General features: G+C 66.6%; 23 protein-coding genes. All 23 read left to right on the top strand.

What is annotated here, in order from left to right; genetic code table 11:
• Positions 1-21 precede the first annotated feature (21 nt).
• The 23 genes from rplK (at position 22) to rplN (ending at position 22,723) form a co-directional block, all read left to right on the top strand.
• Positions 22-456, top strand: a complete 435-nt coding sequence (gene rplK / locus ACIBSV_RS38930; protein ID WP_020549250.1) for a 50S ribosomal protein L11 — start codon at positions 22-24, stop codon at positions 454-456.
• 130 nt (positions 457-586) lie between these two features.
• A complete protein-coding gene (rplA, locus tag ACIBSV_RS38925) occupies positions 587-1,303 on the top strand; it encodes a 50S ribosomal protein L1 (protein WP_020549249.1) in 717 nt (238 codons plus the stop codon).
• A gap of 460 nt (positions 1,304-1,763) precedes the next feature.
• Complete coding sequence (rplJ, locus tag ACIBSV_RS38920; RefSeq protein ID WP_395871701.1) at positions 1,764-2,327, top strand: 50S ribosomal protein L10; 564 nt, start codon at positions 1,764-1,766, stop codon at positions 2,325-2,327.
• 96 nt (positions 2,328-2,423) lie between these two features.
• Complete coding sequence (rplL, locus tag ACIBSV_RS38915) at positions 2,424-2,804, top strand: 50S ribosomal protein L7/L12 (RefSeq protein ID WP_395871699.1); 381 nt, start codon at positions 2,424-2,426, stop codon at positions 2,802-2,804.
• A 669-nt stretch (positions 2,805-3,473) separates the two neighbouring features.
• Positions 3,474-6,953 (top strand): DNA-directed RNA polymerase subunit beta, encoded by a 3,480-nt coding sequence (rpoB, locus tag ACIBSV_RS38910; RefSeq protein ID WP_360308749.1) that lies wholly within the window; start codon positions 3,474-3,476, stop codon positions 6,951-6,953.
• Positions 6,954-7,091: 138 nt separating this feature from the next.
• On the top strand, positions 7,092-10,967 hold the full coding sequence (locus ACIBSV_RS38905; RefSeq protein WP_395871697.1) for a DNA-directed RNA polymerase subunit beta': 3,876 nt from the start codon (positions 7,092-7,094) through the stop codon (positions 10,965-10,967).
• Between the two features lie 147 nt (positions 10,968-11,114).
• Positions 11,115-11,627 (top strand): DUF4190 domain-containing protein, encoded by a 513-nt coding sequence (locus ACIBSV_RS38900; protein ID WP_395871695.1) that lies wholly within the window; start codon positions 11,115-11,117, stop codon positions 11,625-11,627.
• Between the two features lie 449 nt (positions 11,628-12,076).
• Complete coding sequence (rpsL, locus tag ACIBSV_RS38895; protein ID WP_020549242.1) at positions 12,077-12,451, top strand: 30S ribosomal protein S12; 375 nt, start codon at positions 12,077-12,079, stop codon at positions 12,449-12,451.
• Positions 12,451-12,921 carry a 30S ribosomal protein S7 gene (gene rpsG, locus ACIBSV_RS38890; RefSeq protein WP_020549241.1) on the top strand — a complete coding sequence of 157 codons (471 nt, stop codon included), beginning with the start codon at positions 12,451-12,453 and terminating at the stop codon, positions 12,919-12,921. Before rpsL ends, rpsG begins: the two co-directional genes overlap by 1 nt.
• 42 nt (positions 12,922-12,963) lie before the next feature.
• Entirely contained in the window at positions 12,964-15,093 is a 2,130-nt protein-coding gene (gene fusA / locus ACIBSV_RS38885; protein ID WP_395871693.1) for an elongation factor G, read from the top strand.
• Positions 15,094-15,225: 132 nt separating this feature from the next.
• The gene (gene tuf / locus ACIBSV_RS38880) at positions 15,226-16,419 is read left to right on the top strand and encodes an elongation factor Tu (protein WP_395871691.1); all 1,194 of its coding nucleotides are present in this window, start codon (positions 15,226-15,228) and stop codon (positions 16,417-16,419) included.
• A 525-nt stretch (positions 16,420-16,944) separates the two neighbouring features.
• Complete coding sequence (gene rpsJ, locus ACIBSV_RS38875; RefSeq protein WP_020549238.1) at positions 16,945-17,253, top strand: 30S ribosomal protein S10; 309 nt, start codon at positions 16,945-16,947, stop codon at positions 17,251-17,253.
• A gap of 13 nt (positions 17,254-17,266) precedes the next feature.
• Positions 17,267-17,911, top strand: coding sequence for a 50S ribosomal protein L3 (rplC, locus tag ACIBSV_RS38870; RefSeq protein ID WP_391585394.1), 645 nt, complete (start codon positions 17,267-17,269; stop codon positions 17,909-17,911).
• Positions 17,912-17,916: 5 nt separating this feature from the next.
• Complete coding sequence (rplD, locus tag ACIBSV_RS38865) at positions 17,917-18,594, top strand: 50S ribosomal protein L4 (RefSeq protein ID WP_395871689.1); 678 nt, start codon at positions 17,917-17,919, stop codon at positions 18,592-18,594.
• Entirely contained in the window at positions 18,591-18,932 is a 342-nt protein-coding gene (rplW, locus tag ACIBSV_RS38860; RefSeq protein ID WP_020549235.1) for a 50S ribosomal protein L23, read from the top strand. The genes rplD and rplW overlap by 4 nt, the downstream gene beginning before the upstream one ends.
• Before the next feature lie 34 nt (positions 18,933-18,966).
• Positions 18,967-19,803: a 50S ribosomal protein L2 gene (gene rplB / locus ACIBSV_RS38855; protein WP_020549234.1), complete on the top strand. Its 837-nt coding sequence runs from the start codon at positions 18,967-18,969 to the stop codon at positions 19,801-19,803.
• An 11-nt stretch (positions 19,804-19,814) separates the two neighbouring features.
• Entirely contained in the window at positions 19,815-20,096 is a 282-nt protein-coding gene (gene rpsS / locus ACIBSV_RS38850; protein WP_020549233.1) for a 30S ribosomal protein S19, read from the top strand.
• Positions 20,097-20,139: 43 nt separating this feature from the next.
• A complete protein-coding gene (rplV, locus tag ACIBSV_RS38845; protein ID WP_026217944.1) occupies positions 20,140-20,484 on the top strand; it encodes a 50S ribosomal protein L22 in 345 nt (114 codons plus the stop codon).
• A complete protein-coding gene (gene rpsC / locus ACIBSV_RS38840; RefSeq protein ID WP_078975729.1) occupies positions 20,484-21,356 on the top strand; it encodes a 30S ribosomal protein S3 in 873 nt (290 codons plus the stop codon). Before rplV ends, rpsC begins: the two co-directional genes overlap by 1 nt.
• A gap of 5 nt (positions 21,357-21,361) precedes the next feature.
• Positions 21,362-21,781, top strand: coding sequence for a 50S ribosomal protein L16 (rplP, locus tag ACIBSV_RS38835; protein WP_020549230.1), 420 nt, complete (start codon positions 21,362-21,364; stop codon positions 21,779-21,781).
• Positions 21,781-22,014 (top strand): 50S ribosomal protein L29, encoded by a 234-nt coding sequence (rpmC, locus tag ACIBSV_RS38830; protein ID WP_020549229.1) that lies wholly within the window; start codon positions 21,781-21,783, stop codon positions 22,012-22,014. Before rplP ends, rpmC begins: the two co-directional genes overlap by 1 nt.
• On the top strand, positions 22,011-22,292 hold the full coding sequence (gene rpsQ, locus ACIBSV_RS38825; RefSeq protein ID WP_355532996.1) for a 30S ribosomal protein S17: 282 nt from the start codon (positions 22,011-22,013) through the stop codon (positions 22,290-22,292). The genes rpmC and rpsQ overlap by 4 nt, the downstream gene beginning before the upstream one ends.
• Positions 22,293-22,354: 62 nt before the next feature.
• Complete coding sequence (rplN, locus tag ACIBSV_RS38820) at positions 22,355-22,723, top strand: 50S ribosomal protein L14 (RefSeq protein ID WP_020549227.1); 369 nt, start codon at positions 22,355-22,357, stop codon at positions 22,721-22,723.

Raw genomic sequence — 22,723 nt, 5'->3', positions numbered from 1 at the left:
TCGTCGAAGGACCCGGAAAAAATGCCTCCCAAGAAGAAGAAGCTGTCAGCGATCATCAAGCTGCAGATCAAGGCCGGCGCAGCCACGCCGGCCCCGCCGGTCGGCCCCGCGCTGGGTCAGCACGGCGTCAACATCATGGAGTTCTGCAAGGCCTACAACGCCGCGACCGAGTCGCAGCGTGGCGACATCGTCCCGGTGGAGATCTCGGTCTACGAAGACCGTTCCTTCACCTTCGTGACGAAGACGCCGCCGGCCGCGCGCCTGATCCTCAAGGCCGCCGGTGTCGAGAAGGGCTCGGGCGAGCCGCACAAGACCAAGGTCGCCAAGGTCACCCGCGAGCAGATCCGCGGCATCGCGCAGACCAAGATGGCCGACCTGAACGCCAACGACATCGACGCCGCCGAGAAGATCATCTCCGGCACCGCGCGTTCGATGGGCATCACGGTCGAGGGCTGATCGAGCCCCGCAGTCAGGCAGTACCGGAACCGACGCGAGGACGTGCGCGAAAGCCCACGGCCCCGCGGAGTGGAAGGGTCCGCGCGACCCGCTCCCACCACAACTCCTTTCAGAATTCCAGGAGCTTTCAGTGAAGCGCAGCAAGTCCTACCGCGAGGCCGACACCAAGATCGACCACGAGCGGCTCTACTCGCCCCTCGAGGCCGTTCGTCTGGCCAAGGAGACCTCGCCCACCAAGTTCGCGGGCACCGTCGAGGTGGCCATGCGTCTGGGCGTCGACCCGCGCAAGGCCGACCAGATGGTCCGCAGCACCGTCATCCTCCCGCACGGCACCGGCAAGACCGCCCGGGTCCTGGTCTTCGCGACCGGTGACCGTGCCGAGGCTGCCAAGGCCGCCGGCGCCGACATCGTCGGTTCCGACGAGCTCATCGACGAGGTCGCCAAGGGTCGGCTCGACTTCGACGCCGTCGTCGCCACCCCGGACCTGATGGGCAAGGTCGGCCGCCTGGGCCGCGTGCTCGGCCCGCGTGGCCTCATGCCCAACCCGAAGACCGGCACGGTCACGCCCGACGTGGCGAAGGCCGTGAACGAGATCAAGGGCGGCAAGATCGAGTTCCGCGTCGACAAGCACTCGAACCTGCACTTCATCATCGGCAAGACGACGTTCGACGACACCCAGCTCGTCGAGAACTACGCCGCCGCCCTCGAAGAGGTGCTCCGCGCGAAGCCGTCGGCCGCCAAGGGTCGCTACATCAAGAAGGTCGGCGTCTCGACCACGATGGGCCCCGGCATCCAGGTCGACCCCAACCGCACCCGCAACCTCCTGGTGGAGGAAGAGGCGGTCTGACCGCCCCGCACGCGAACGAGGCCCGGCACACCACACGGTGTGCCGGGCCTCGGCACGTTCGTCCCCGCCCGGCCGACCGGGGCGCGGGCACCGGGGACGGGCCGAAAGCCCGCCGGAAGAACCGTCGTTGCCCACTCGCCGGCAACCGATTTGCTCCGAACGAGTGCCGTCGCGTACCTTGAGTCCAAGCCAAAGACCGTCGGTCGTTGTCGTCGTGCCGTAAGGCAGGGTCGGCAAACGAAGGTTCCGCATCGCGGACGACCTGCGCAGGTGTGAACGTGAGACGTTGCCCCCGAGGCACGCGCATGGCGCGTGATTCGAGGATGTACGCCCCGTGCGCCTGCGCCGGGGCGTTTTTCGTATGTGGACCCCTTCCGCCCTGCGGACCGGCGTATTCATCCGGCACACGATCGACCGCCACGGTCGATCGGCAATCGCATCGCGGAAGGAGGCCAGCCCTATGGCGAGGCCCGACAAGGCGGCCGCGGTCGCCGAGCTCACGGAGCAGTTCCGTGACTCGAACGCCGCAGTGCTGACCGAGTACCGCGGGCTCACCGTCGCGCAGCTCAAGGAGCTGCGTCGTTCGCTCGGTGAGAACGCGCAGTACGCCGTGGTGAAGAACACGCTGACCAAGATCGCCGCCAACGAGGCGGGCATCGATCAGCTCGACGACCTCCTCGAGGGCCCGTCCGCGATCGCGTTCGTCACGGGTGACCCCGTGGAGGCCGCGAAGAGCCTGCGTGACTTCGCCAAGGCGAACCCCCTTCTCGTCATCAAGGGCGGCGTCCTTGAGGGCAAGGCGCTCAGCGCCGACGAGATCAAGAAGCTCGCGGACCTCGAGTCCCGCGAGGTGCTGCTCGCCAAGCTGGCGGGTGCCATGAAGGGATCCATGGCCAAGGCCGCGGCGACCTTCCAGGCTCCGCTCTCGCAGTTCGTCCGCACCGCGGACGCGCTTCGGGCGAAGGTCGAGCAGGGCGGTGCCGGCGAGCCGGCTCCCGCCGCCGAGGCCGAGACCGCCGAGTAGTAGTTCGGCAGTCGCGACCGACGTCGCCGGGGGCAGCGCCCCCGCCCATCCACACCACCCGGCACCAGCCGAATTGATCAGGAAGGACCGCCGATCATGGCGCTCACCCACGAAGAGCTCATCGAAGAGTTCAAGGCCATGCCCCTCATCCAGCTCGCGGACTTCGTGAAGCTGTTCGAGGAGACCTTCGACGTGAAGGCTGCCGCCCCGGTCGCCGTCGCGGGCCCCGCCGGCCCGGGCGCTGTCGCCGAGGCCGTCGAGGAGCAGGACGAGTTCGACGTCATCCTCACGGGTGCCGGCGACAAGAAGATCCAGGTCATCAAGGAGGTGCGCGCGCTCACGAGCCTCGGTCTGAAGGAGGCCAAGGACCTCGTGGACTCCGCCCCCAAGGCGCTCCTGGAGAAGGTCTCGAAGGAGGCCGCCGAGAAGGCGAAGGCTGCCCTCGAAGGCGCCGGCGCCTCGGTCGAGGTCAAGTAATTCGACGCCGCCCACCGGGTGGCATCACCGAAGGCGATCGTCCGTCAGGGCGGTCGCCTTCGGGCTTTTCCGGGGTTCTCCGGGGGCGCCGCACCTCCTCGGCCGAGCGCCGCAGCGGGCCGCGCGAGGGTGGGGATACCCCTGTCGGCCTCGCTCGAAAGGGTGATACTCCCAACACCCTCGGCACCCGTCGGACCCCCTCGTACCAGGCCCGTCGCCCCTCGGCGAGGGCGCGCGCCACGGCGCGCGCGGCGACTTCCGAGCGCCGGATCCGGTCGTTGTCGGACCGCCGGTCTACCGTGTTTTCCAGGCTTCCCGAGGCTCTCCGCGAACGCGGTCGGCCACTGTGACGAGACTCTCGTCGCAGGCCGCGGGATCGGGACCTCCGTCCGGTTTTCTCGGTCCGCGGAAGGGTTCCGTCGGCTCTGAGGGGGAAAGCAACCCCTTGACGAACGGTTCGGGGCGCGCAATTCTTCGGACGCACCCCTGAAGCACGGTTGCCGGATGGTTTCTGAATCCGGGTTGTGGACCGGCCCTTCGTAGGGGCTGGACAGCGGTGTGCCTTGTGGCTACACTGACCCTTTGCGCTGCCTATTGACTTCTCCCGGTGTATGAACCCGGGCCGTCTTGTATGCGCATAGTGAGTCCGAGCCCTCGGAAGGACCCCTCTTGGCCGCCTCGCGCACCGCCTCCGCTACCAACCCCGGCGCCGCCACTGCCCCGCTCCGCATCTCCTTCGCCAAGATCAGGGAACCCCTGGAGGTTCCGAACCTTCTCGCGTTGCAGACCGAGAGCTTCGACTGGCTGCTCGGCAACAGTGCGTGGAAGGCACGGGTCGAGGCCGCCCTCGCGGGCGGACAGGATGTGCCCACGAAGTCCGGCCTCGAAGAGATCTTCGAAGAGATCTCCCCGATCGAGGACTTCTCCGGGTCGATGTCCCTGACGTTCCGGGACCACCGGTTCGAGCCTCCGAAGAACTCCATCGAGGAGTGCAAGGAGCGCGACTTCACCTACTCGGCGCCGCTGTTCGTCACCGCCGAGTTCACCAACAACGAGACCGGCGAGATCAAGAGCCAGACGGTCTTCATGGGCGACTTCCCGCTCATGACGAACAAGGGCACCTTCATCATCAACGGCACCGAGCGTGTCGTGGTGTCCCAGCTCGTTCGCTCCCCGGGTGTCTACTTCGACAGCCAGGTCGACAAGACGTCCGACAAGGACATCTTCAGCGCGAAGGTGATCCCCTCGCGTGGTGCCTGGCTGGAGCTGGAGATCGACAAGCGCGACACCGTCGGTGTCCGCATCGACCGCAAGCGCAAGCAGAGCGTCACCGTGCTGCTCAAGGCGCTCGGCTGGACCGACTCCCAGATCCTCGAGGAGTTCGGCCAGTACGAGTCGATGCGGCAGACCCTGGAGAAGGACCACACCCAGGGCCAGGACGACGCGCTGCTGGACATCTACCGCAAGCTGCGTCCGGGGGAGCCGCCGACCCGCGAGGCCGCGCAGACCCTGCTCGAGAACCTCTACTTCAACCCGAAGCGCTACGACCTCGCCAAGGTCGGCCGCTACAAGGTGAACAAGAAGCTCGGGGTCGAGCAGGCGTTGGACGCCGGCGTCATGACCGTCGAAGACGTCATCGCGACCATCAAGTACCTGGTCAAGCTGCACGCCGGCGAAGAGGCCATGGAAGGCGCGTCCGGCCAGGAGATCGTGGTCGAGGTCGACGACATCGACCACTTCGGCAACCGTCGTCTGCGCAACGTCGGCGAGCTCATCCAGAACCAGGTCCGTACGGGCCTGGCCCGGATGGAGCGCGTCGTCCGCGAGCGGATGACCACCCAGGACGTCGAGGCGATCACGCCGCAGACCCTGATCAACATCCGGCCGGTCGTCGCCTCCATCAAGGAGTTCTTCGGCACCAGCCAGCTGTCCCAGTTCATGGACCAGACGAACCCGCTGTCGGGCCTGACCCACAAGCGTCGTCTGTCCGCGCTGGGCCCCGGCGGTCTCTCCCGTGAGCGGGCCGGCTTCGAGGTCCGTGACGTGCACCCGTCGCACTACGGCCGGATGTGCCCGATCGAGACCCCCGAAGGCCCGAACATCGGCCTGATCGGCTCGCTCGCGTCCTACGGTCGGGTCAACGCGTTCGGCTTCGTGGAGACCCCGTACCGCAAGGTGATCGAGGGCCGGGTCACCGACGGCATCGACTACCTGACGGCCGACGAGGAAGACCGCTTCGTCATCGCCCAGGCGAACGCGCCGCTCAAGGAAGACGACGTCTTCGCCGAGGCCCGTGTGCTCGTGCGTCGCCGCGGCGGCGAGATCGACTACATCCCCGGCGACGAAGTCGACTACATGGACGTCTCGCCGCGCCAGATGGTGTCGGTCGCGACCGCGATGATCCCGTTCCTCGAGCACGACGACGCGAACCGCGCGTTGATGGGCTCGAACATGATGCGCCAGGCCGTGCCGCTGCTGAAGGCGGAGTCCCCGCTGGTGGGCACCGGCATGGAGTACCGCGCCGCGGTCGACGCCGCCGACGTGATCACCGCCGAGAAGCCGGGCGTGGTCCAGGACGTCTCGGCCGACTACATCACCGTGATGAACGACGACGCGACGTACACCACGTACCGCGTGCAGAAGTTCATGCGCTCGAACCAGGGCACGTCCTTCAACCAGAAGGTCGTCGTCGACGAGGGCGCGCGGGTCGAGGCCGGCCAGGTGCTGGCCGACGGTCCGTGCACCGAAGAGGGCGAGATGGCCCTCGGCAAAAACCTGCTCGTGGCGTTCATGCCGTGGGAGGGCCACAACTACGAAGACGCGATCATCCTGTCGCAGCGTCTGGTGCAGGACGACGTCCTCTCCTCGATTCACATCGAGGAGCACGAGGTCGACGCCCGGGACACCAAGCTCGGCCCGGAGGAGATCACCCGGGACATCCCGAACGTCTCCGAGGAGGTCCTCGCGGACCTGGACGAGCGCGGCATCATCCGGATCGGCGCCGACGTCGTACCCGGCGACATCCTGGTCGGCAAGGTCACGCCCAAGGGCGAGACCGAGCTGACCCCGGAGGAGCGCCTGCTCCGCGCGATCTTCGGCGAGAAGGCGCGCGAGGTGCGCGACACCTCGCTCAAGGTCCCGCACGGCGAGTCGGGCAAGGTCATCGGCGTCCGCGTGTTCGACCGCGAGGCCGGCGACGAGCTGCCGCCGGGCGTGAACCAGCTCGTGCGCGTCTACGTCGCGCAGAAGCGCAAGATCACCGACGGTGACAAGCTCGCCGGTCGCCACGGCAACAAGGGCGTCATCTCGAAGATCCTGCCGGTCGAGGACATGCCGTTCCTGGAGGACGGCACCCCGGTCGACATCATCCTCAACCCGCTCGGTGTCCCGTCCCGCATGAACCCGGGTCAGGTCCTGGAGACGCACCTCGGCTGGATCGCCAAGACCGGCTGGAGCGTCGAGGGCGACGACGAGGACTGGAAGGGTCGCCTCCGGGCGATCGCGGCCGACCAGGGTGCCCCCGGCACCAACGTCGCCACCCCGGTCTTCGACGGTGCGCGCGAGGAGGAGATCACCGGTCTCCTCGACTCGACCAACAAGACCCGCGACGGCGTCCGTCTGATCGACGGCACCGGCAAGGCGAAGATGTACGACGGCCGCTCCGGCGAGCCGTTCCCGCACCCGGTCTCGGTCGGGTACATGTACATCCTCAAGCTGCACCACCTGGTCGACGACAAGCTGCACGCCCGGTCGACCGGTCCCTACTCGATGATCACCCAGCAGCCGCTGGGTGGTAAGGCCCAGTTCGGTGGCCAGCGCTTCGGTGAGATGGAGGTGTGGGCACTCGAGGCATACGGTGCCGCCTACGCCCTCCAGGAGCTGCTGACCATCAAGTCCGACGACGTCCTCGGCCGCGTGAAGGTGTACGAGGCGATCGTCAAGGGCGAGAACATCCCGGAGCCGGGCATCCCCGAGTCCTTCAAGGTGCTCATCAAGGAGATGCAGTCGCTCTGCCTCAACGTGGAGGTCCTCTCCAGCGACGGTATGTCGATCGAGATGCGCGACACCGACGAGGACGTCTTCCGCGCTGCGGAGGAGCTTGGTATCGACCTGTCGCGGCGTGAGCCGAGCAGCGTCGAAGAGGTCTGAGGCTCCCTCCCGGGTCCGGCCGTGAGGCCGGCCCCGGGATTTCGACCCCAGTCCTGATGAAGACACACACTGGTGATCACGGCACAGCCCCCGCCGTGACCGCCGGGACCAAACCCCGAAAGAGGGATTGACGAAACAGTGCTCGACGTCAACTTCTTCGACGAGCTGCGTATCGGCCTCGCTACCGCAGACGACATCCGCCAGTGGTCGCACGGTGAAGTCAAGAAGCCCGAGACCATCAACTACCGCACCCTGAAGCCGGAAAAGGACGGGCTCTTCTGCGAGAAGATCTTCGGTCCGACCCGGGACTGGGAGTGCTACTGCGGCAAGTACAAGCGCGTCCGCTTCAAGGGCATCATTTGTGAGCGCTGCGGCGTCGAGGTCACTCGCGCCAAGGTGCGTCGTGAGCGCATGGGCCACATCGAGCTCGCCGCGCCGGTCACGCACATCTGGTACTTCAAGGGCGTGCCCAGCCGCCTCGGCTACCTGCTCGACCTCGCCCCGAAGGACCTCGAGAAGGTCATCTACTTCGCGGCGTACATGATCACGTACGTCGACGACGAGCGTCGCCAGCGCGACCTGCCGTCCCTCGACGCCAAGATCTCGGTCGAGCGGCAGCAGATCGAGCAGCGTCGCGACGCCAGCGTCGAAGAGCGCCAGAAGAAGCTCGAGACCGACCTCGCCGAGCTGGAGGCCGAGGGCGCCAAGTCCGACGTCCGCCGCAAGGTGCGCGAAGGTGCCGAGCGCGAGATGAAGCAGCTCCGCGACCGCAACCAGCGCGAGCTCGACCGTCTCGACGACGTCTGGACCCGGTTCAAGAACCTCAAGGTCCAAGACCTCGAGGGCGACGAGATCCTGTTCCGCGAGATGCGGGACCGGTTCGGCACGTACTTCATGGGCGGCATGGGCGCGCAGGCGCTCCAGCGTCGACTGGAGTCGTTCGACCTCGACGCCGAGGCCGAGAAGCTGCGCGAGATCATCCGCACCGGCAAGGGCCAGAAGAAGACCCGCGCGCTCAAGCGCCTCAAGGTCGTCTCCGCGTTCCAGCAGACCCGGAACAGCCCCAACGGCATGGTCCTGGACTGCGTCCCGGTGATCCCGCCGGACCTGCGTCCGATGGTGCAGCTGGACGGTGGCCGCTTCGCGACCTCCGACCTGAACGACCTGTACCGCCGCGTGATCAACCGCAACAACCGGTTGAAGCGTCTGCTCGACCTCGGTGCCCCCGAGATCATCGTGAACAACGAGAAGCGGATGCTCCAGGAGGCCGTCGACGCGCTGTTCGACAACGGCCGCCGCGGTCGTCCGGTGACCGGCCCGGGCAACCGGCCGCTCAAGTCGCTGTCCGACATGCTCAAGGGCAAGCAGGGTCGTTTCCGCCAGAACCTGCTCGGCAAGCGCGTGGACTACTCCGCGCGTTCGGTCATCGTCGTCGGCCCGCAGCTCAAGCTGCACCAGTGCGGTCTGCCGAAGGCCATGGCGCTCGAGCTGTTCAAGCCGTTCGTGATGAAGCGCCTGGTGGACCTCAACCACGCGCAGAACATCAAGTCGGCCAAGCGCATGGTCGAGCGCGCCCGCCCCGTGGTGTGGGACGTGCTCGAAGAGGTCATCGCCGAGCACCCGGTGCTGCTCAACCGCGCACCGACGCTGCACCGTCTGGGCATCCAGGCGTTCGAGCCGCAGCTCGTCGAGGGCAAGGCCATCCAGATTCACCCGCTCGTGTGCACCGCGTTCAACGCGGACTTCGACGGTGACCAGATGGCCGTGCACCTGCCGCTGTCCGCGGAGGCGCAGGCCGAGGCCCGCATCCTGATGCTCTCGAGCAACAACATCCTGAAGCCGGCCGACGGTCGTCCCGTCACCATGCCGACCCAGGACATGGTGCTGGGCCTGTTCTTCCTGACCTCCGAGCGGGAGAACACCAAGGGCGACGGACGCGTGTTCGCGTCCACGGCCGAGGCGATCATGGCGTTCGACGCCCGTGAGCTCGACCTGCAGGCGAAGATCGAGCTGCGACTGCCGGCGGGCACCGTCCCGTCGCGCGGCTGGGTCGCGCCCGAGGGCTGGGAGCCCGGTTCGCCGCTGCGCGTGCACACCTCGCTCGGCCGCGCGCTGTTCAACGAGCTCCTGCCGGCGGACTACCCGTTCGTCGACGAGGAGATCGGCAAGAAGACGCTGTCGATCATCGTGAACGACCTGGCGGAGCGGTACCCGAAGGTGGTCGTGGCGGCGACGCTGGACAACCTGAAGGAGGCCGGCTTCCACTGGGCCACCCGTTCCGGTGTCACCGTCTCGATCTCCGACGTCGTCGTGCCGCCGGCGAAGAAGGAGATCCTGGAGCGCTTCGAGGCCCAGGCCGAGAAGGTCCAGAAGCAGTACGAGCGCGGCCTGATCACCAAGGACGAGCGTCAGCAGGAGCAGATTCAGATCTGGACCAAGGCGACCAACGAGGTCGCCGAGGCGATGAACCTGAACTTCCCCAAGACGAACCCCATCTTCATGATGGTCGACTCGGGTGCTCGCGGAAACATGATGCAGATGCGTCAGATCGCGGGTATGCGTGGTCTGGTGTCGAACGCCAAGAACGAGACGATCCCTCGTCCCATCAAGGCGTCCTTCCGTGAGGGTCTGTCCGTCCTCGAGTACTTCATCTCGACGCACGGTGCCCGTAAGGGTCTGGCCGACACCGCGCTGCGTACCGCCGACTCGGGTTACCTGACCCGTCGTCTGGTGGACGTCTCGCAGGACGTGATCGTGCGCGAGGAGGACTGCGGCACCGACCGCGGCCTGGTCCTGTCGATCGCCACCCGCGGTGCCGACGGCGTGCTCCGCAAGGACGACGACGTCGAGACCAGCGTGTACGCCCGCAACCTGGCCGAGGACGTCGTCGTGGACGGCAAGGTGCTGGCCCCGGCCAACGCCGACCTCGGTGACGTGATCATCAACCACCTCGTCGCCGAAGGTGTCGAGTCGGTGAAGACGCGTTCGGTGCTGACCTGCGAGTCCAAGGTCGGTACGTGCGCCATGTGCTACGGCCGCTCGCTGGCGACCGGCAAGCTCGTGGACATCGGCGAGGCGGTCGGCATCATCGCCGCCCAGTCGATCGGTGAGCCCGGCACCCAGCTCACGATGCGTACCTTCCACACCGGTGGTGTGGCGGGTGACGACATCACGCAGGGTCTGCCGCGTGTCGTCGAGCTCTTCGAGGCGCGCACCCCCAAGGGTGTCGCCCCGATCAGCGAGGCGGCCGGTCGGGTGCGCATCGAGGACACCGAGAAGACCCGCAAGGTCGTGGTGGTCCCGGACGACGGTTCCGAGGAACTGGCGTACGCGGTCAGCAAGCGCTCGCGCCTGCTGGTCGACGAGGGCGACCACGTCGACGTCGGTCAGAAGATGCTCGTCGGCGCGGTCAACCCGCACGACGTGCTGCGCATCCTCGGCCAGCGTGCGGTGCAGATCCACCTCGTGGCGGAGGTCCAGCAGGTCTACCGCTCGCAGGGTGTGTCGATCCACGACAAGCACATCGAGATCATCATTCGGCAGATGCTCCGCCGCGTGACGATCATCGAGTCGGGCGACGCCGAGCTGCTTCCGGGCGAGCTCGTCGAGCGCGGCCGGTTCGAGACCGAGAACCGTCGGGTGATGTCGGAGAGCGGGCACCCGGCCTCGGGCCGTCCGCAGCTCATGGGCATCACGAAGGCGTCGCTGGCCACCGAGTCGTGGTTGTCGGCGGCCTCCTTCCAGGAGACCACCCGAGTGCTGACCGACGCGGCGATCCACGCCAAGTCGGACCCGCTGCTCGGCCTGAAGGAGAACGTGATCCTCGGCAAGCTCATCCCGGCCGGTACGGGCATGCCCCGCTACCGCAACATCCGGGTCGAGCCCACCGAAGAGGCCAAGGCCGCGATGTACTCGATGTCCGGGTACGACGAGGCCGACTACTCCGCGTTCGGTTCGGGCTCCGGCCAGGCCGTCCCGCTGGAGGAGTACGACTTCGGCGGCTACCAGGGCTGATCGGCCCACAGCCGGGAACAGGGCCGTCACCCTTCGGGGTGGCGGCCCTGTCGCGTGCGCGGACCCGGGTTGTTCGCAGGCCCTCCATGCCGGCGCCGATCGGTGCGACGATGCTGCCAACGCGCCGTCCCACCCCGGGAGAACCCCATGAGCACCCCTGACGGGCCCCAGTACGAGCCCCGATACGAGCACCACGAAGATCAGCCCCCCGGCGCCGCGTGGAGCCCCTACGGCGAGCCGCCCCCGCCGCACGGCCAGGGCTACGGTCCGGGGGAGCAGCCCCCGCCTTACGCATACGGCCAGGCGCCGCCGTACGGGCAGCAGCAGCCGTACGCGTACGGCTACTACCAACACCCCGGCTACGGCGGATACCTGCCTCAGCCGGGCACCAACGGCCTGGCCATCGCGTCGATGATCCTGGGCATCGTCTGGATCTATTGGATCGGCAGCCTGCTCGCGGTGATCTTCGGGCACATAGCCTTGGCCCAGACCGAGCGCACCGGTCAGCAGGGTCGGGGCATGGCGATCGCCGGCGTGGTGCTGGGCTGGATCGGGATGGCGCTGCTGGCGCTGGTCATCGTGATCGTCGTACTGGACTCGGACGGCCACGACTATTCCGATCACCTGCATCTGTTCGGCGCGCTGCGCGCCGTGTGCTGAGTCACCGCGTCCCGCCCGGGCGACCACCACGCGTGCGCTCGTTCGCCTCCGGCCGCAATGCCGGGTACGGTGGGGCTCGGAGGGTGATGTACCGCCCTGAACGATTCGGTGCTCCGCCAAGGTGAGAGCGCCGAATTCCATGTCGTGGCGGGGGTCTTTCTTTTCGCTTTGACCTCTGCTGCTGTGGTAGGTAGTCTCTCTCCTTGTGCCTGGGGTGTCCCCGGGCTCTTGTGCCTGCGCTCACCGCAATCCCCACGGGATGCGTGCGTGAGAGGGCGTAAGGGGCCGACCCGCAGCCTCCACAGCAAGCACACTCCCAAGACCGGGCGACACGCCCGACCGCGGGGGTCGGACTTGCGGTTGGCTCCGGCGTCGACCGGGATGCAGGCCGATTCAGACATTGCAGTCGCTTCAAAAAGACCGCTCGGCACGAAGAAGACGGAGACGCGGTGCCCACGATCCAGCAGCTGGTCCGAAAGGGCCGCCAGGACAAGGTCGACAAGGCCAAGACTCCGGCGCTCAAGGGGAGCCCGCAGCGTCGCGGCGTGTGCACCCGTGTTTACACGACGACGCCGAAGAAGCCGAACTCTGCGCTTCGCAAGGTCGCGCGTGTGCGCCTCACGAGTGGCATCGAGGTGACGGCCTACATCCCCGGTGAGGGTCACAACCTCCAGGAGCACTCGATTGTGCTCGTTCGCGGTGGTCGTGTGAAGGACCTCCCCGGTGTCCGCTACAAGATCATTCGTGGTTCGCTCGACACCCAGGGTGTCAAGAACCGCAAGCAGGCGCGCAGCCGCTACGGCGCGAAGAAGGAGAAGAGCTAATGCCGCGTAAGGGCCCTGCCCCCAAGCGACCGGTCATCATCGACCCGGTTTACAACTCGCCGCTGGTCACCTCGCTGGTGAACAAGGTCCTGATGAGCGGCAAGCGCTCCGTCGCCGAGAAGATCGTCTACGGCGCTCTCGAAGGCTGCCGCGAGAAGACCGGTACCGACCCGGTCATCACGCTCAAGCGCGCGCTCGAGAACGTGAAGCCGACCCTCGAGGTCCGCAGCCGCCGCGTCGGTGGCGCGACCTACCAGGTGCCGGTCGAGGTCCGTCCGGGCCGCTCCACGACCCTCGCTCTCCGCTGGCTCGTCGGCTACTCCCGCGCCCGTCGCGAGAAGACGATGACCGAGCGTCTGATGAACGAGCTCCTGGACGCGAGCAACGGTCTCGGTGCCGCGGTCAAGCGCCGCGAGGACACGCACAAGATGGCCGAGTCCAACAAGGCCTTCGCGCACTACCGCTGGTAGTTCCACCCGCAACGACGAGAAGCCGAGAGAAGACAAGCCACGATGGCTACCACTGCTCTTGATCTGGCCAAGGTCCGAAACATCGGCATCATGGCCCACATCGACGCGGGCAAGACCACCACCACCGAGCGGATCCTGTTCTACACCGGGGTCAACTACAAGATCGGTGAGGTTCATGAGGGCGCTGCCACCATGGACTGGATGGAACAGGAGCAGGAGCGCGGCATCACCATCACGTCTGCCGCGACGACCTGTCACTGGACGCTCGAAGACGTCGATCACACGATCAACATCATCGACACCCCGGGCCACGTCGACTTCACCGTAGAGGTGGAGCGTTCGCTGCGTGTGCTCGACGGCGCCGTCACCGTCTTCGACGGTGTCGCCGGCGTGGAGCCGCAGTCCGAGACCGTTTGGCGTCAGGCCGACCGGTACGGCGTGCCGCGTATCTGCTTCGTGAACAAGCTCGACCGCACCGGCGCCGAGTTCCACCGCTGTGTCGACATGATCGACGAGCGGCTGGGCGCGGTTCCGCTGGTCATGCAGCTTCCGATCGGCACCGAGATGGACTTCCAGGGCGTTGTCGACCTGGTCGCCATGAAGGCGCTGGTCTGGTCGGCCGAGGCGGCCAAGGGCGAGATGTACGACGTCGTCGACATCCCGGCCACGCACACCGAGGCCGCCGCCGAGTACCGCGGCAAGCTGCTCGAGACGATCGCCGAGTACGACGAAGAGATGATGGAGCTGTACCTGGAGGGCGAAGAGCCCACCACGGAGCAGCTGATGGCCGCGATCCGTCGCGCCACCATCGCCTCGACCAAGGGTGACAACAAGGGCCAGCCGACGTTCACTCCGGTGTTCTGCGGTACCGCGTTCAAGAACAAGGGCGTTCAGCCCCTGCTCGACGCGGTCGTCCGTTACCTGCCGTCGCCGCTCGACATCGAGGGCATCCAGGGCCACGCGGTGAACAAGGAGGAAGAGGTCATCGTTCGCCAGCCGAGCGATGACGAGCCTTTCGCGGGCCTCGCCTTCAAGATCATGCGTGACCCGCACCTGGGCAAGCTCACCTTCGTCCGGGTCTACTCGGGTGTCCTCGAGGCCGGCAGCTCCGTGCTGAACTCGGTCAAGGGCAAGAAGGAACGCATCGGCAAGATCTACCGGATGCACGCGAACAAGCGTGAGGAGATCCCGTCGGTCGGCGCGGGCGACATCATCGCCGTGATGGGTCTCAAGGACACCACCACCGGTGAGACGCTCTGTGACCCGGCGAACCCGGTGATCCTGGAGTCGATGACGTTCCCGGCCCCGGTCATCCAGGTGGCCATCGAGCCGAAGTCCAAGGGCGACCAGGAGAAGCTGGGTGTTGCCATCCAGTCCCTCGCCGCCGAGGACCCCTCGTTCCAGGTGCACACCGACGAGGAGACCGGCCAGACGATCATCGGCGGCATGGGCGAGCTGCACCTCGAGGTGTTGGTCGACCGGATGAAGCGCGAGTTCCGCGTGGAGGCCAACGTCGGCAAGCCGCAGGTGGCCTACCGCGAGACGATCCGCAAGGTCGTCGAGCGCGTGGACTACACGCACAAGAAGCAGACCGGTGGTACCGGTCAGTTCGCCAAGGTGCAGATCGCGCTCGAGCCGCTCGAGGGTGACGCGTACGAGTTCGTCAACAAGGTCACCGGTGGCCGTATCCCCAGGGAGTACATCCCCTCGGTGGACGCGGGTGCGCAGGAGGCCATGCAGTACGGCGTTCTCGCCGGCTACCCGATGGTCGGCGTGCGTCTGACGCTGATCGACGGTGGCTACCACGAGGTCGACTCGTCCGAGCTCGCGTTCAAGATCGCCGGTTCGCAGGCGTTCAAGGAAGCGGCCCGGCAGGCCAGCCCGGCTCTTCTCGAGCCGATGATGGCCGTCGAGGTCACCACGCCCGAGGACTACATGGGCGATGTGATCGGCGACCTCAACTCGCGTCGCGGCCAGATCCAGGCCATGGACGAGCGCTTCGGTGCGCGCGTCGTCAAGGCCTTGGTCCCGCTGTCGGAGATGTTCGGCTACGTCGGCGACCTCCGCAGCAAGACCTCGGGTCGCGCGAGCTACTCCATGCAGTTCGACTCCTACGCCGAGGTTCCGAGGAACGTCGCCGAGGAGATCATCGCCAAGTCGCGCGGCGAGTAATCACCGCCCCAGCGGCAGCAGCGATACCAGGGGGACCCGGGGTCCGTATCCGGACTCCGGTGCCCCCGCCCCGGCTCACCCCCGATACCCGACGTCGTACGGCGTAAAGAACCAGTCCACAGGAGGACCCCAGTGGCGAAGGCTAAGTTCGAGCGGACTAAGCCGCACGTCAACATCGGCACCATTGGTCACATCGACCACGGTAAGACGACGCTGACCGCGGCGATTACCAAGGTGCTGCACGACGCGTACCCGGACCTGAACCCCTTCACGCCGTTCGACCAGATCGACAAGGCGCCGGAGGAGCGGCAGCGCGGTATCACGATCTCGATCGCGCATGTCGAGTACCAGACGGAGAACCGTCACTACGCGCACGTCGACTGCCCCGGGCACGCCGACTACATCAAGAACATGATCACCGGTGCCGCGCAGATGGACGGCGCGATCCTCGTGGTCGCCGCCACCGACGGCCCGATGCCGCAGACCAAGGAGCACGTGCTCCTGGCCCGCCAGGTCGGCGTTCCGTACATCGTGGTCGCGCTGAACAAGGCCGACATGGTGGACGACGAGGAGATCCTGGAGCTCGTCGAGCTCGAGGTGCGCGAGCTCCTCTCCGAGTACGAGTTCCCGGGCGACGACCTTCCGGTCGTGCGGGTGTCGGCGCTCAAGGCGCTCGAGGGCGACAAGGAGTGGGGCAGCAAGCTGCTCGAGCTCATGGCCGCCGTCGACGAGGCGATCCCGACCCCGCCGCGTGACACCGACATGCCGTTCCTGATGCCCGTCGAGGACGTCTTCACGATCACCGGTCGTGGCACCGTCGTCACCGGCCGCATCGAGCGTGGCATCGTCAAGGTCAACGAGACTGTCGACATCGTCGGCATCAAGGAGACCAAGACCACCACGACGGTCACCGGCATCGAGATGTTCCGCAAGCTGCTCGACGAGGGTCAGGCGGGCGAGAACGTCGGTCTGCTCCTGCGCGGCATCAAGCGCGAGGACGTCGAGCGCGGCCAGGTCATCATCAAGCCGGGTTCGGTCACGCCGCACACCGACTTCGAGGCTCAGGTCTACATCCTGTCGAAGGACGAGGGTGGCCGTCACACCCCCTTCTTCAACAACTACCGGCCGCAGTTCTACTTCCGTACGACGGACGTGACCGGCGTGGTGACCCTCCCCGAGGGCACCGAGATGGTCATGCCGGGTGACAACACCGGCATGGACGTCGCGCTGATCCAGCCGATCGCCATGGAAGAGGGTCTGCGTTTCGCCATCCGCGAGGGTGGCCGCACCGTGGGCGCCGGCCAGGTCGTCAAGATCAAGAAGTGATGAAATCCCGCCCGCCGGTCCACCTGGGTCGGCGGGCGGGGCTTTGTCCGGATCGATTCCACCCCCTAGGTGGGACCGGATATCCATTGCTCGGGGGCTCTCTCAAACCTGGGGGAGTCGCTCGATTGGCCAAGCCCGCCATTCGTGGGGCATACTAGCCAAGTTGCTCGGATAGACAACGGGCTGCGCCGTGCCTGTCGAACAGACAGAGCCGTGGCGCCGGCCCCGTTGGCTCCGAACAATCGGTGGACTTCTGTCCTGCCACCCATGCAGCCGGCGTCGTCGCTTAGCGACCTCGTGCCGTCCTTTCGCTTGCCGCAGCGAAGGTGACGCCGAGAGTACGTTGCCCAGGCCCCCAGGCCGCCCGTAAGGGTTTCCAAGGGGCGCTTGTGAGCAACAGAGCGACACGCCCGACCGCGGGGGTCGGCGGGGAAGGGAAACCCCAAGGGGTTTTCAGCCCAAGTCTTCTCCCCGTGTCAGCGGGGGTGATCCGCAGCGGTACGAGAGAAGGAATTCGAAGCAGCCATGGCGGGACAGAAGATCCGCATCAGGCTCAAGGCCTACGACCACGAGGTCATCGACAGTTCGGCGAAGAAGATCGTCGAGACGGTGACGCGTACTGGTGCGCAGGTTGCGGGACCGGTGCCGCTGCCGACCGAGAAGAACGTGTACTGCGTCATCCGCTCGCCGCACAAGTACAAGGACTCGCGCGAGCACTTCGAGATGCGCACTCACAAGCGGCTCATCGACATCCTCGACCCCACGCCGAAGACGGTCGACTCGCTTATGCGTCTCGACCTGCCGGCCGGCGTCGACATCGAGATCAAGCTCTGAGGACGCACCGACGATGACGAAGCAGATGAAGGGCATTCTGGGCAAGAAGCTCGGCATGACCCAGGTCTGGGACGAGAACAACCGCGTCGTTCCAGTGACTGTGGTCGAAGCCGGGCCCTGCGTCGTGACCCAGGTCCGCAACGCCGAGGTCGACGGCTACTCCGCCGTCCAGATCGCGTTCGGCGCGATCGACCCGCGCAAGGTGAACAAGCCGCTCGCCGGCCACTTCGCCAAGGCCGGGGTGACCCCGCGTCGCCACCTGGTCGAGCTCCGTACCTCCGACGCCGGCGAGTACACGCTGGCGCAGGAGATCACCGCCGAGGTGTTCGAGGCCGGCCAGAAGGTCGACGTCATGGGCACCTCGAAGGGCAAGGGCACGGCCGGTGTCATGAAGCGACACGGCTTCAAGGGTCTCGGCAGCTCGCACGGTACGCAGCGCAAGCACCGCTCGCCCGGCTCGATCGGTGGCTGCGCCACCCCGGGTCGTGTGTTCAAGGGCGTGCGCATGGCAGGCCGCATGGGTAACGAGCGCGTCTCCACCCAGAACCTGACCGTGCACGCCGTAGACGCCGAGAAGGGCCTGCTCCTGATCAAGGGCGCGGTCCCCGGCCCCAACGGCGGCCTGGTGCTGGTGCGCACTGCTGCGAAGGGTGTGTGAATTTCATGACCAGCATTGACGTTCTTTCGCCCGCCGGCGAGAAGTCCGGGACGATCGATCTCCCCGAGGGGATCTTCGACGTCCAGGTGAGCATCCCGACGATCCACCAGGTCGTCGTGGCCCAGCTCGCCGCGGCTCGTCAGGGCACGCACAAGACCAAGACTCGTGGCGAGGTCCGCGGCGGTGGGCGCAAGCCGTACCGCCAGAAGGGCACCGGTCGCGCCCGTCAGGGCTCGACCCGCGCGCCGCAGTTCGCCGGTGGTGGCGTCGTGCACGGTCCCGTGCCGCGCGACTACGAGCAGCGGACCCCGAAGAAGATGAAGGCGTCCGCCCTGCGCGGTGCCCTCTCCGACCGGGCGCGTCACGAGCGCATCCACTGCGTTTCCGCGCTGGTCGAGGGCGACAAGCCGTCGGTCAAGGCGGCGAAGACGCTGCTCGGCAAGATCAGTGAGCGCAAGAACGTGCTCCTGGTCGTCGAGAAGTCCGACACCACTGCCTGGCTGAGCGCCCGCAACCTTCCGCAGGTGCACTTGCTCGAGGTCGGGCAGCTGAACACCTACGACGTGCTCGTCTCCGACGACGTGGTCTTCACGAAGGCCGCTCTGGAGCGCTTCATCGCCGGACCGGCCCAGGCCGCCTCGGCGGTCGCGAGCTCCGACGAGCTCGAAGGGAGCCACGCGTGAGCACCGACACCGTCGAGAGCACGACGAAGGTCACCAGCAAGACCTACACCGACCCGCGCGATGTGCTGCTGAAGCCGGTGATCTCGGAGAAGAGCTACGGGCTCATCGACGAGAACAAGTACACGTTCATCGTGCACCCCGACGCCAACAAGACCCAGATCAAGCAGGCCGTCATCGCGGTCTTCGGGGTCAAGGTCGAGAGCGTCAACACGATCAACCGCGTCGGTAAGCGCAAGCGCACCAAGACCGGTTTCGGCAAGCGCAAGGACACGAAGCGCGCGATCGTCACCCTTGCAGAGGGCGAGCGGATCGACATCTTCGGTGGACCCGTCGGCTGACGGCCGCTGATACGGACGAGGACTAAGAGAAGCCATGGGCATCCGCAAGTACAAGCCGACGACGCCGGGCCGTCGTGGCGCCAGCGTCGCCGACTTCGTCGAGATCACGCGGTCCGAGCCGGAGAAGTCGCTGGTCCGCCCTCTGCACAGCAAGGGTGGTCGTAACAACCACGGCCGTGTGACTGCTCGCCACCAGGGTGGCGGCCACAAGCGCGCGTACCGACTGATCGACTTCCGGCGCAACGACAAGGACGGCGTTCCGGCGAAGGTCGCTCACATCGAGTACGACCCGAACCGCACCGCGCGCATCGCTCTTCTGCACTACGCGGACGGCGAGAAGCGCTACATCCTGTGCCCGAACAAGCTGAAGCAGGGCGACCGGATCGAAAACGGTCCGGGCGCCGACATCAAGCCGGGCAACAACATGCCGCTCCGGAACATCCCGGTCGGTACGGTCATCCACGCCATCGAGCTTCGGCCCGGTGGCGGCGCGAAGATCGCCCGTTCCGCGGGTGTCAGCGTGCAGCTGCTGGCGAAGGAGGGCGCTCACGCGACCCTCCGCATGCCCTCGGGCGAGATTCGCCTGGTGGACGTGCGCTGCCGGGCGACGGTCGGCGAGATCGGCAATGCCGAGCAGTCGAACATCAACTGGGGCAAGGCCGGTCGCATGCGCTGGAAGGGCAAGCGCCCGACCGTCCGCGGTGTGGCGATGAACCCCATCGACCACCCGCACGGTGGTGGTGAGGGTAAGACCTCCGGTGGTCGCCACCCGGTGAGCCCCTGGGGTAAGCCCGAGGGTCGTACTCGCCGGCCGAAGAAGGCCAGCGACAAGCTCATCATCCGCCGCCGCAAGACGAACAAGAAGCGCTAGGAGCAGTCTCGATGCCGCGCAGTCTCAAGAAGGGACCCTTCGTCGACGGCCACCTGATCAAGAAGGTGGACGTACAGAACGACAAGGGAACCAAGAACGTCATCAAGACCTGGTCCCGCCGCTCGATGATCGTCCCGGCGATGCTGGGCCACACGATCGCGGTGCACGACGGCCGTAAGCACGTCCCGGTGTTCGTGACCGAGTCGATGGTCGGCCACAAGCTCGGCGAGTTCGCGCCGACTCGGACCTTCCGCGGTCACGAGAAGGACGACCGGAAGTCGCGTCGTCGCTGACGCGGCGAATCGCATGGATATCGAGATGAGCAAGGGGACGTCGATGGAAGCCAGGGCTCAGGCGCGGTACATCCGCGTCACGCCCATGAAGGCCCGCCGTGTGGTGGACCTCATCCGTGGCATGAACGCCGCGGAGGCCCAGGCGGTCCTGCGATTCGCTCCGCAGGCCGCGAGTGAGCCGGTCGGCAAGGTGCTGGACAGCGCCATTGCCAACGCCGGTCACAACCACAACCTGGACACGAACATCCTGTACGTGTCCGCCGCCTACGTGGACGAGGGTCCGACCCTCAAGCGTTTCCGTCCGCGGGCACAGGGCCGGGCGTACCGCATCCGCAAGCGCACCAGCCACATCACCGTGGTTGTCGCCGAGAAGGAGAGGACCCGCTAGTGGGCCAGAAGGTTAACCCGCACGGGTTCCGTCTCGGCATCACCACGGACTTCAAGTCCCGGTGGTACGCCGACAAGCTGTACAAGGACTACGTCGGCGAGGACGTCAAGATTCGTCAGATGATGACGAAGGGCATGGAGCGCGCCGGGATCTCGAAGGTAGAGATCGAGCGCACCCGTGAGCGCGTCCGCGTCGACATCCACACCGCCCGGCCGGGCATCGTCATCGGCCGTCGTGGTGCGGAGGCCGACCGCATCCGCGGTGAGCTCGAGAAGCTCACCGGCAAGCAGGTTCAGCTGAACATCCTCGAGGTCAAGAACCCCGAGGTCGACGCTCAGCTTGTGGCGCAGGGTGTGGCCGAGCAGCTCTCGAGCCGCGTGTCCTTCCGCCGCGCGATGCGCAAGGCGATGCAGAGCTCCATGAAGGCCGGGGCCAAGGGCATCAAGATCCAGTGCGGTGGTCGTCTGGGTGGGGCCGAAATGTCCCGCTCGGAGTTCTACCGTGAGGGTCGCGTGCCGCTGCACACGCTGCGCGCCAACGTCGACTACGGCTTCTTCGAGGCCCGTACGACGTTCGGTCGCATCGGTGTGAAGGTGTGGATCTACAAGGGCGACGTCAAGAACATCGCCGAGGTTCGCGCCGAGAACGCCGCGGCTCGCGCCAGCAACCGTCCCGCCCGTGGTGGCGCTCCCGAGCGTCCCCGTCGTGGCGAGGGTGGCGGCGGCGGTCGTGGCGGCGAGCGCGGCGGCCGTGGTGGCCGCGGCGGACGTCCGCAGCAGAACGACGCGCAGGCCACCGGTTCCTCGGACACCGGCTCCGCGCCGGCGGCCGAGGCTGTGAACTCGGCGCCCGAATCCGGATCGGAGGCCTGACCCCGATGCTGATCCCCCGCAGGGTCAAGCACCGCAAGCAGCACCACCCCAAGCGCGGTGGCCGCGCCAAGGGCGGTACGGAACTGGCGTTCGGCGAGTACGGCATCCAGGCCCTCGGCCAGGCGTACGTGACCAACCGTCAGATCGAGTCCGCTCGTATTGCCATCACCCGGCACATTCGCCGTGGTGGCAAGGTGTGGATCAACATCTACCCCGACCGTCCGCTGACCAAGAAGCCTGCCGAGACCCGCATGGGTTCCGGTAAGGGCTCGCCCGAGTGGTGGGTCGCGAACGTCAAGCCCGGTCGGGTGATGTTCGAACTGTCGTACCCGAACGAGAAGGTGGCTCGTGAGGCGCTTACCCGCGCCGTGCACAAGCTGCCGATGAAGTGCCGGATCGTCCGGCGCGAGGCTGGTGAGGCGTGATGGCGGCCGTTACCAAGGCGTCCGAGCTCCGCGAACTCGGTGACGAGGAAATCGTCGCCAAGCTCCGCGAAGCCAAGGAGGAGCTGTTCAACCTCCGTTTCCAGGCGGCGACCGGGCAGCTCGAAAACCACGGGCGGCTCAAGGCTGTCCGTAAGGACATCGCCCGGATCTACACGCTGATGCGCGAGCGCGAGCTGGGCATCGACGTGCAGGAGACCGGAGGCGCGGCGTGAGCGAGAAGACTGAGATGACTGAAGCAACCCGGGGTTTCCGCAAGACCCGTGAGGGCCTCGTCGTCAGCGACAAGATGGACAAGACCGTCGTTGTCGCCGTCGAGGACCGCGTGAAGCACCCGATGTACGGCAAGGTCATCCGCCGCACGAACAAGCTGAAGGCTCACGACGAGCAGAACGCCTGTGGCGTCGGTGACCGTGTCGTCCTCATGGAGACTCGGCCGCTGTCCGCCAGCAAGCGTTGGCGCATCGTCGAGATCCTCGAAAAGGCCAAGTAGCGAGCGCCGGTCGCCCCACCAACCGTGGGTCGTGACCGCGACGTGACGATCAGGAGTTAGACGTGATCCAGCAGGAGTCGCGACTGCGAGTCGCCGACAACACGGGTGCGAAGGAGATTCTCTGCATCCGTGTGCTCGGTGGCTCCGGCCGGCGCTACGCGGGCATCGGGGACGTCATCGTTGCCACCGTCAAGGACGCGATCCCCGGTGGCAACGTGAAGAAGGGTGACGTCATCAAGGCGGTCATCGTGCGGACCGTGAAGGAGCGCCGGCGTGTCGACGGCTCCTACATCCGCTTTGACGAGAACGCCGCCGTTGTCCTGAAGAACGATGGCGAACCCCGAGGCACCCGTATTTTCGGCCCGGTCGGCCGTGAGCTTCGTGAGAAGAAGTTCATGAAGATCATCTCGCTCGCGCCGGAGGTGCTCTAA

This window comes from Embleya sp. NPDC050154, from assembly GCF_044460165.1.
Taxonomy (GTDB): Bacteria; Actinomycetota; Actinomycetes; order Streptomycetales; family Streptomycetaceae; genus Embleya.
This window is presented reverse-complemented; position numbering and strand designations above follow the sequence as displayed.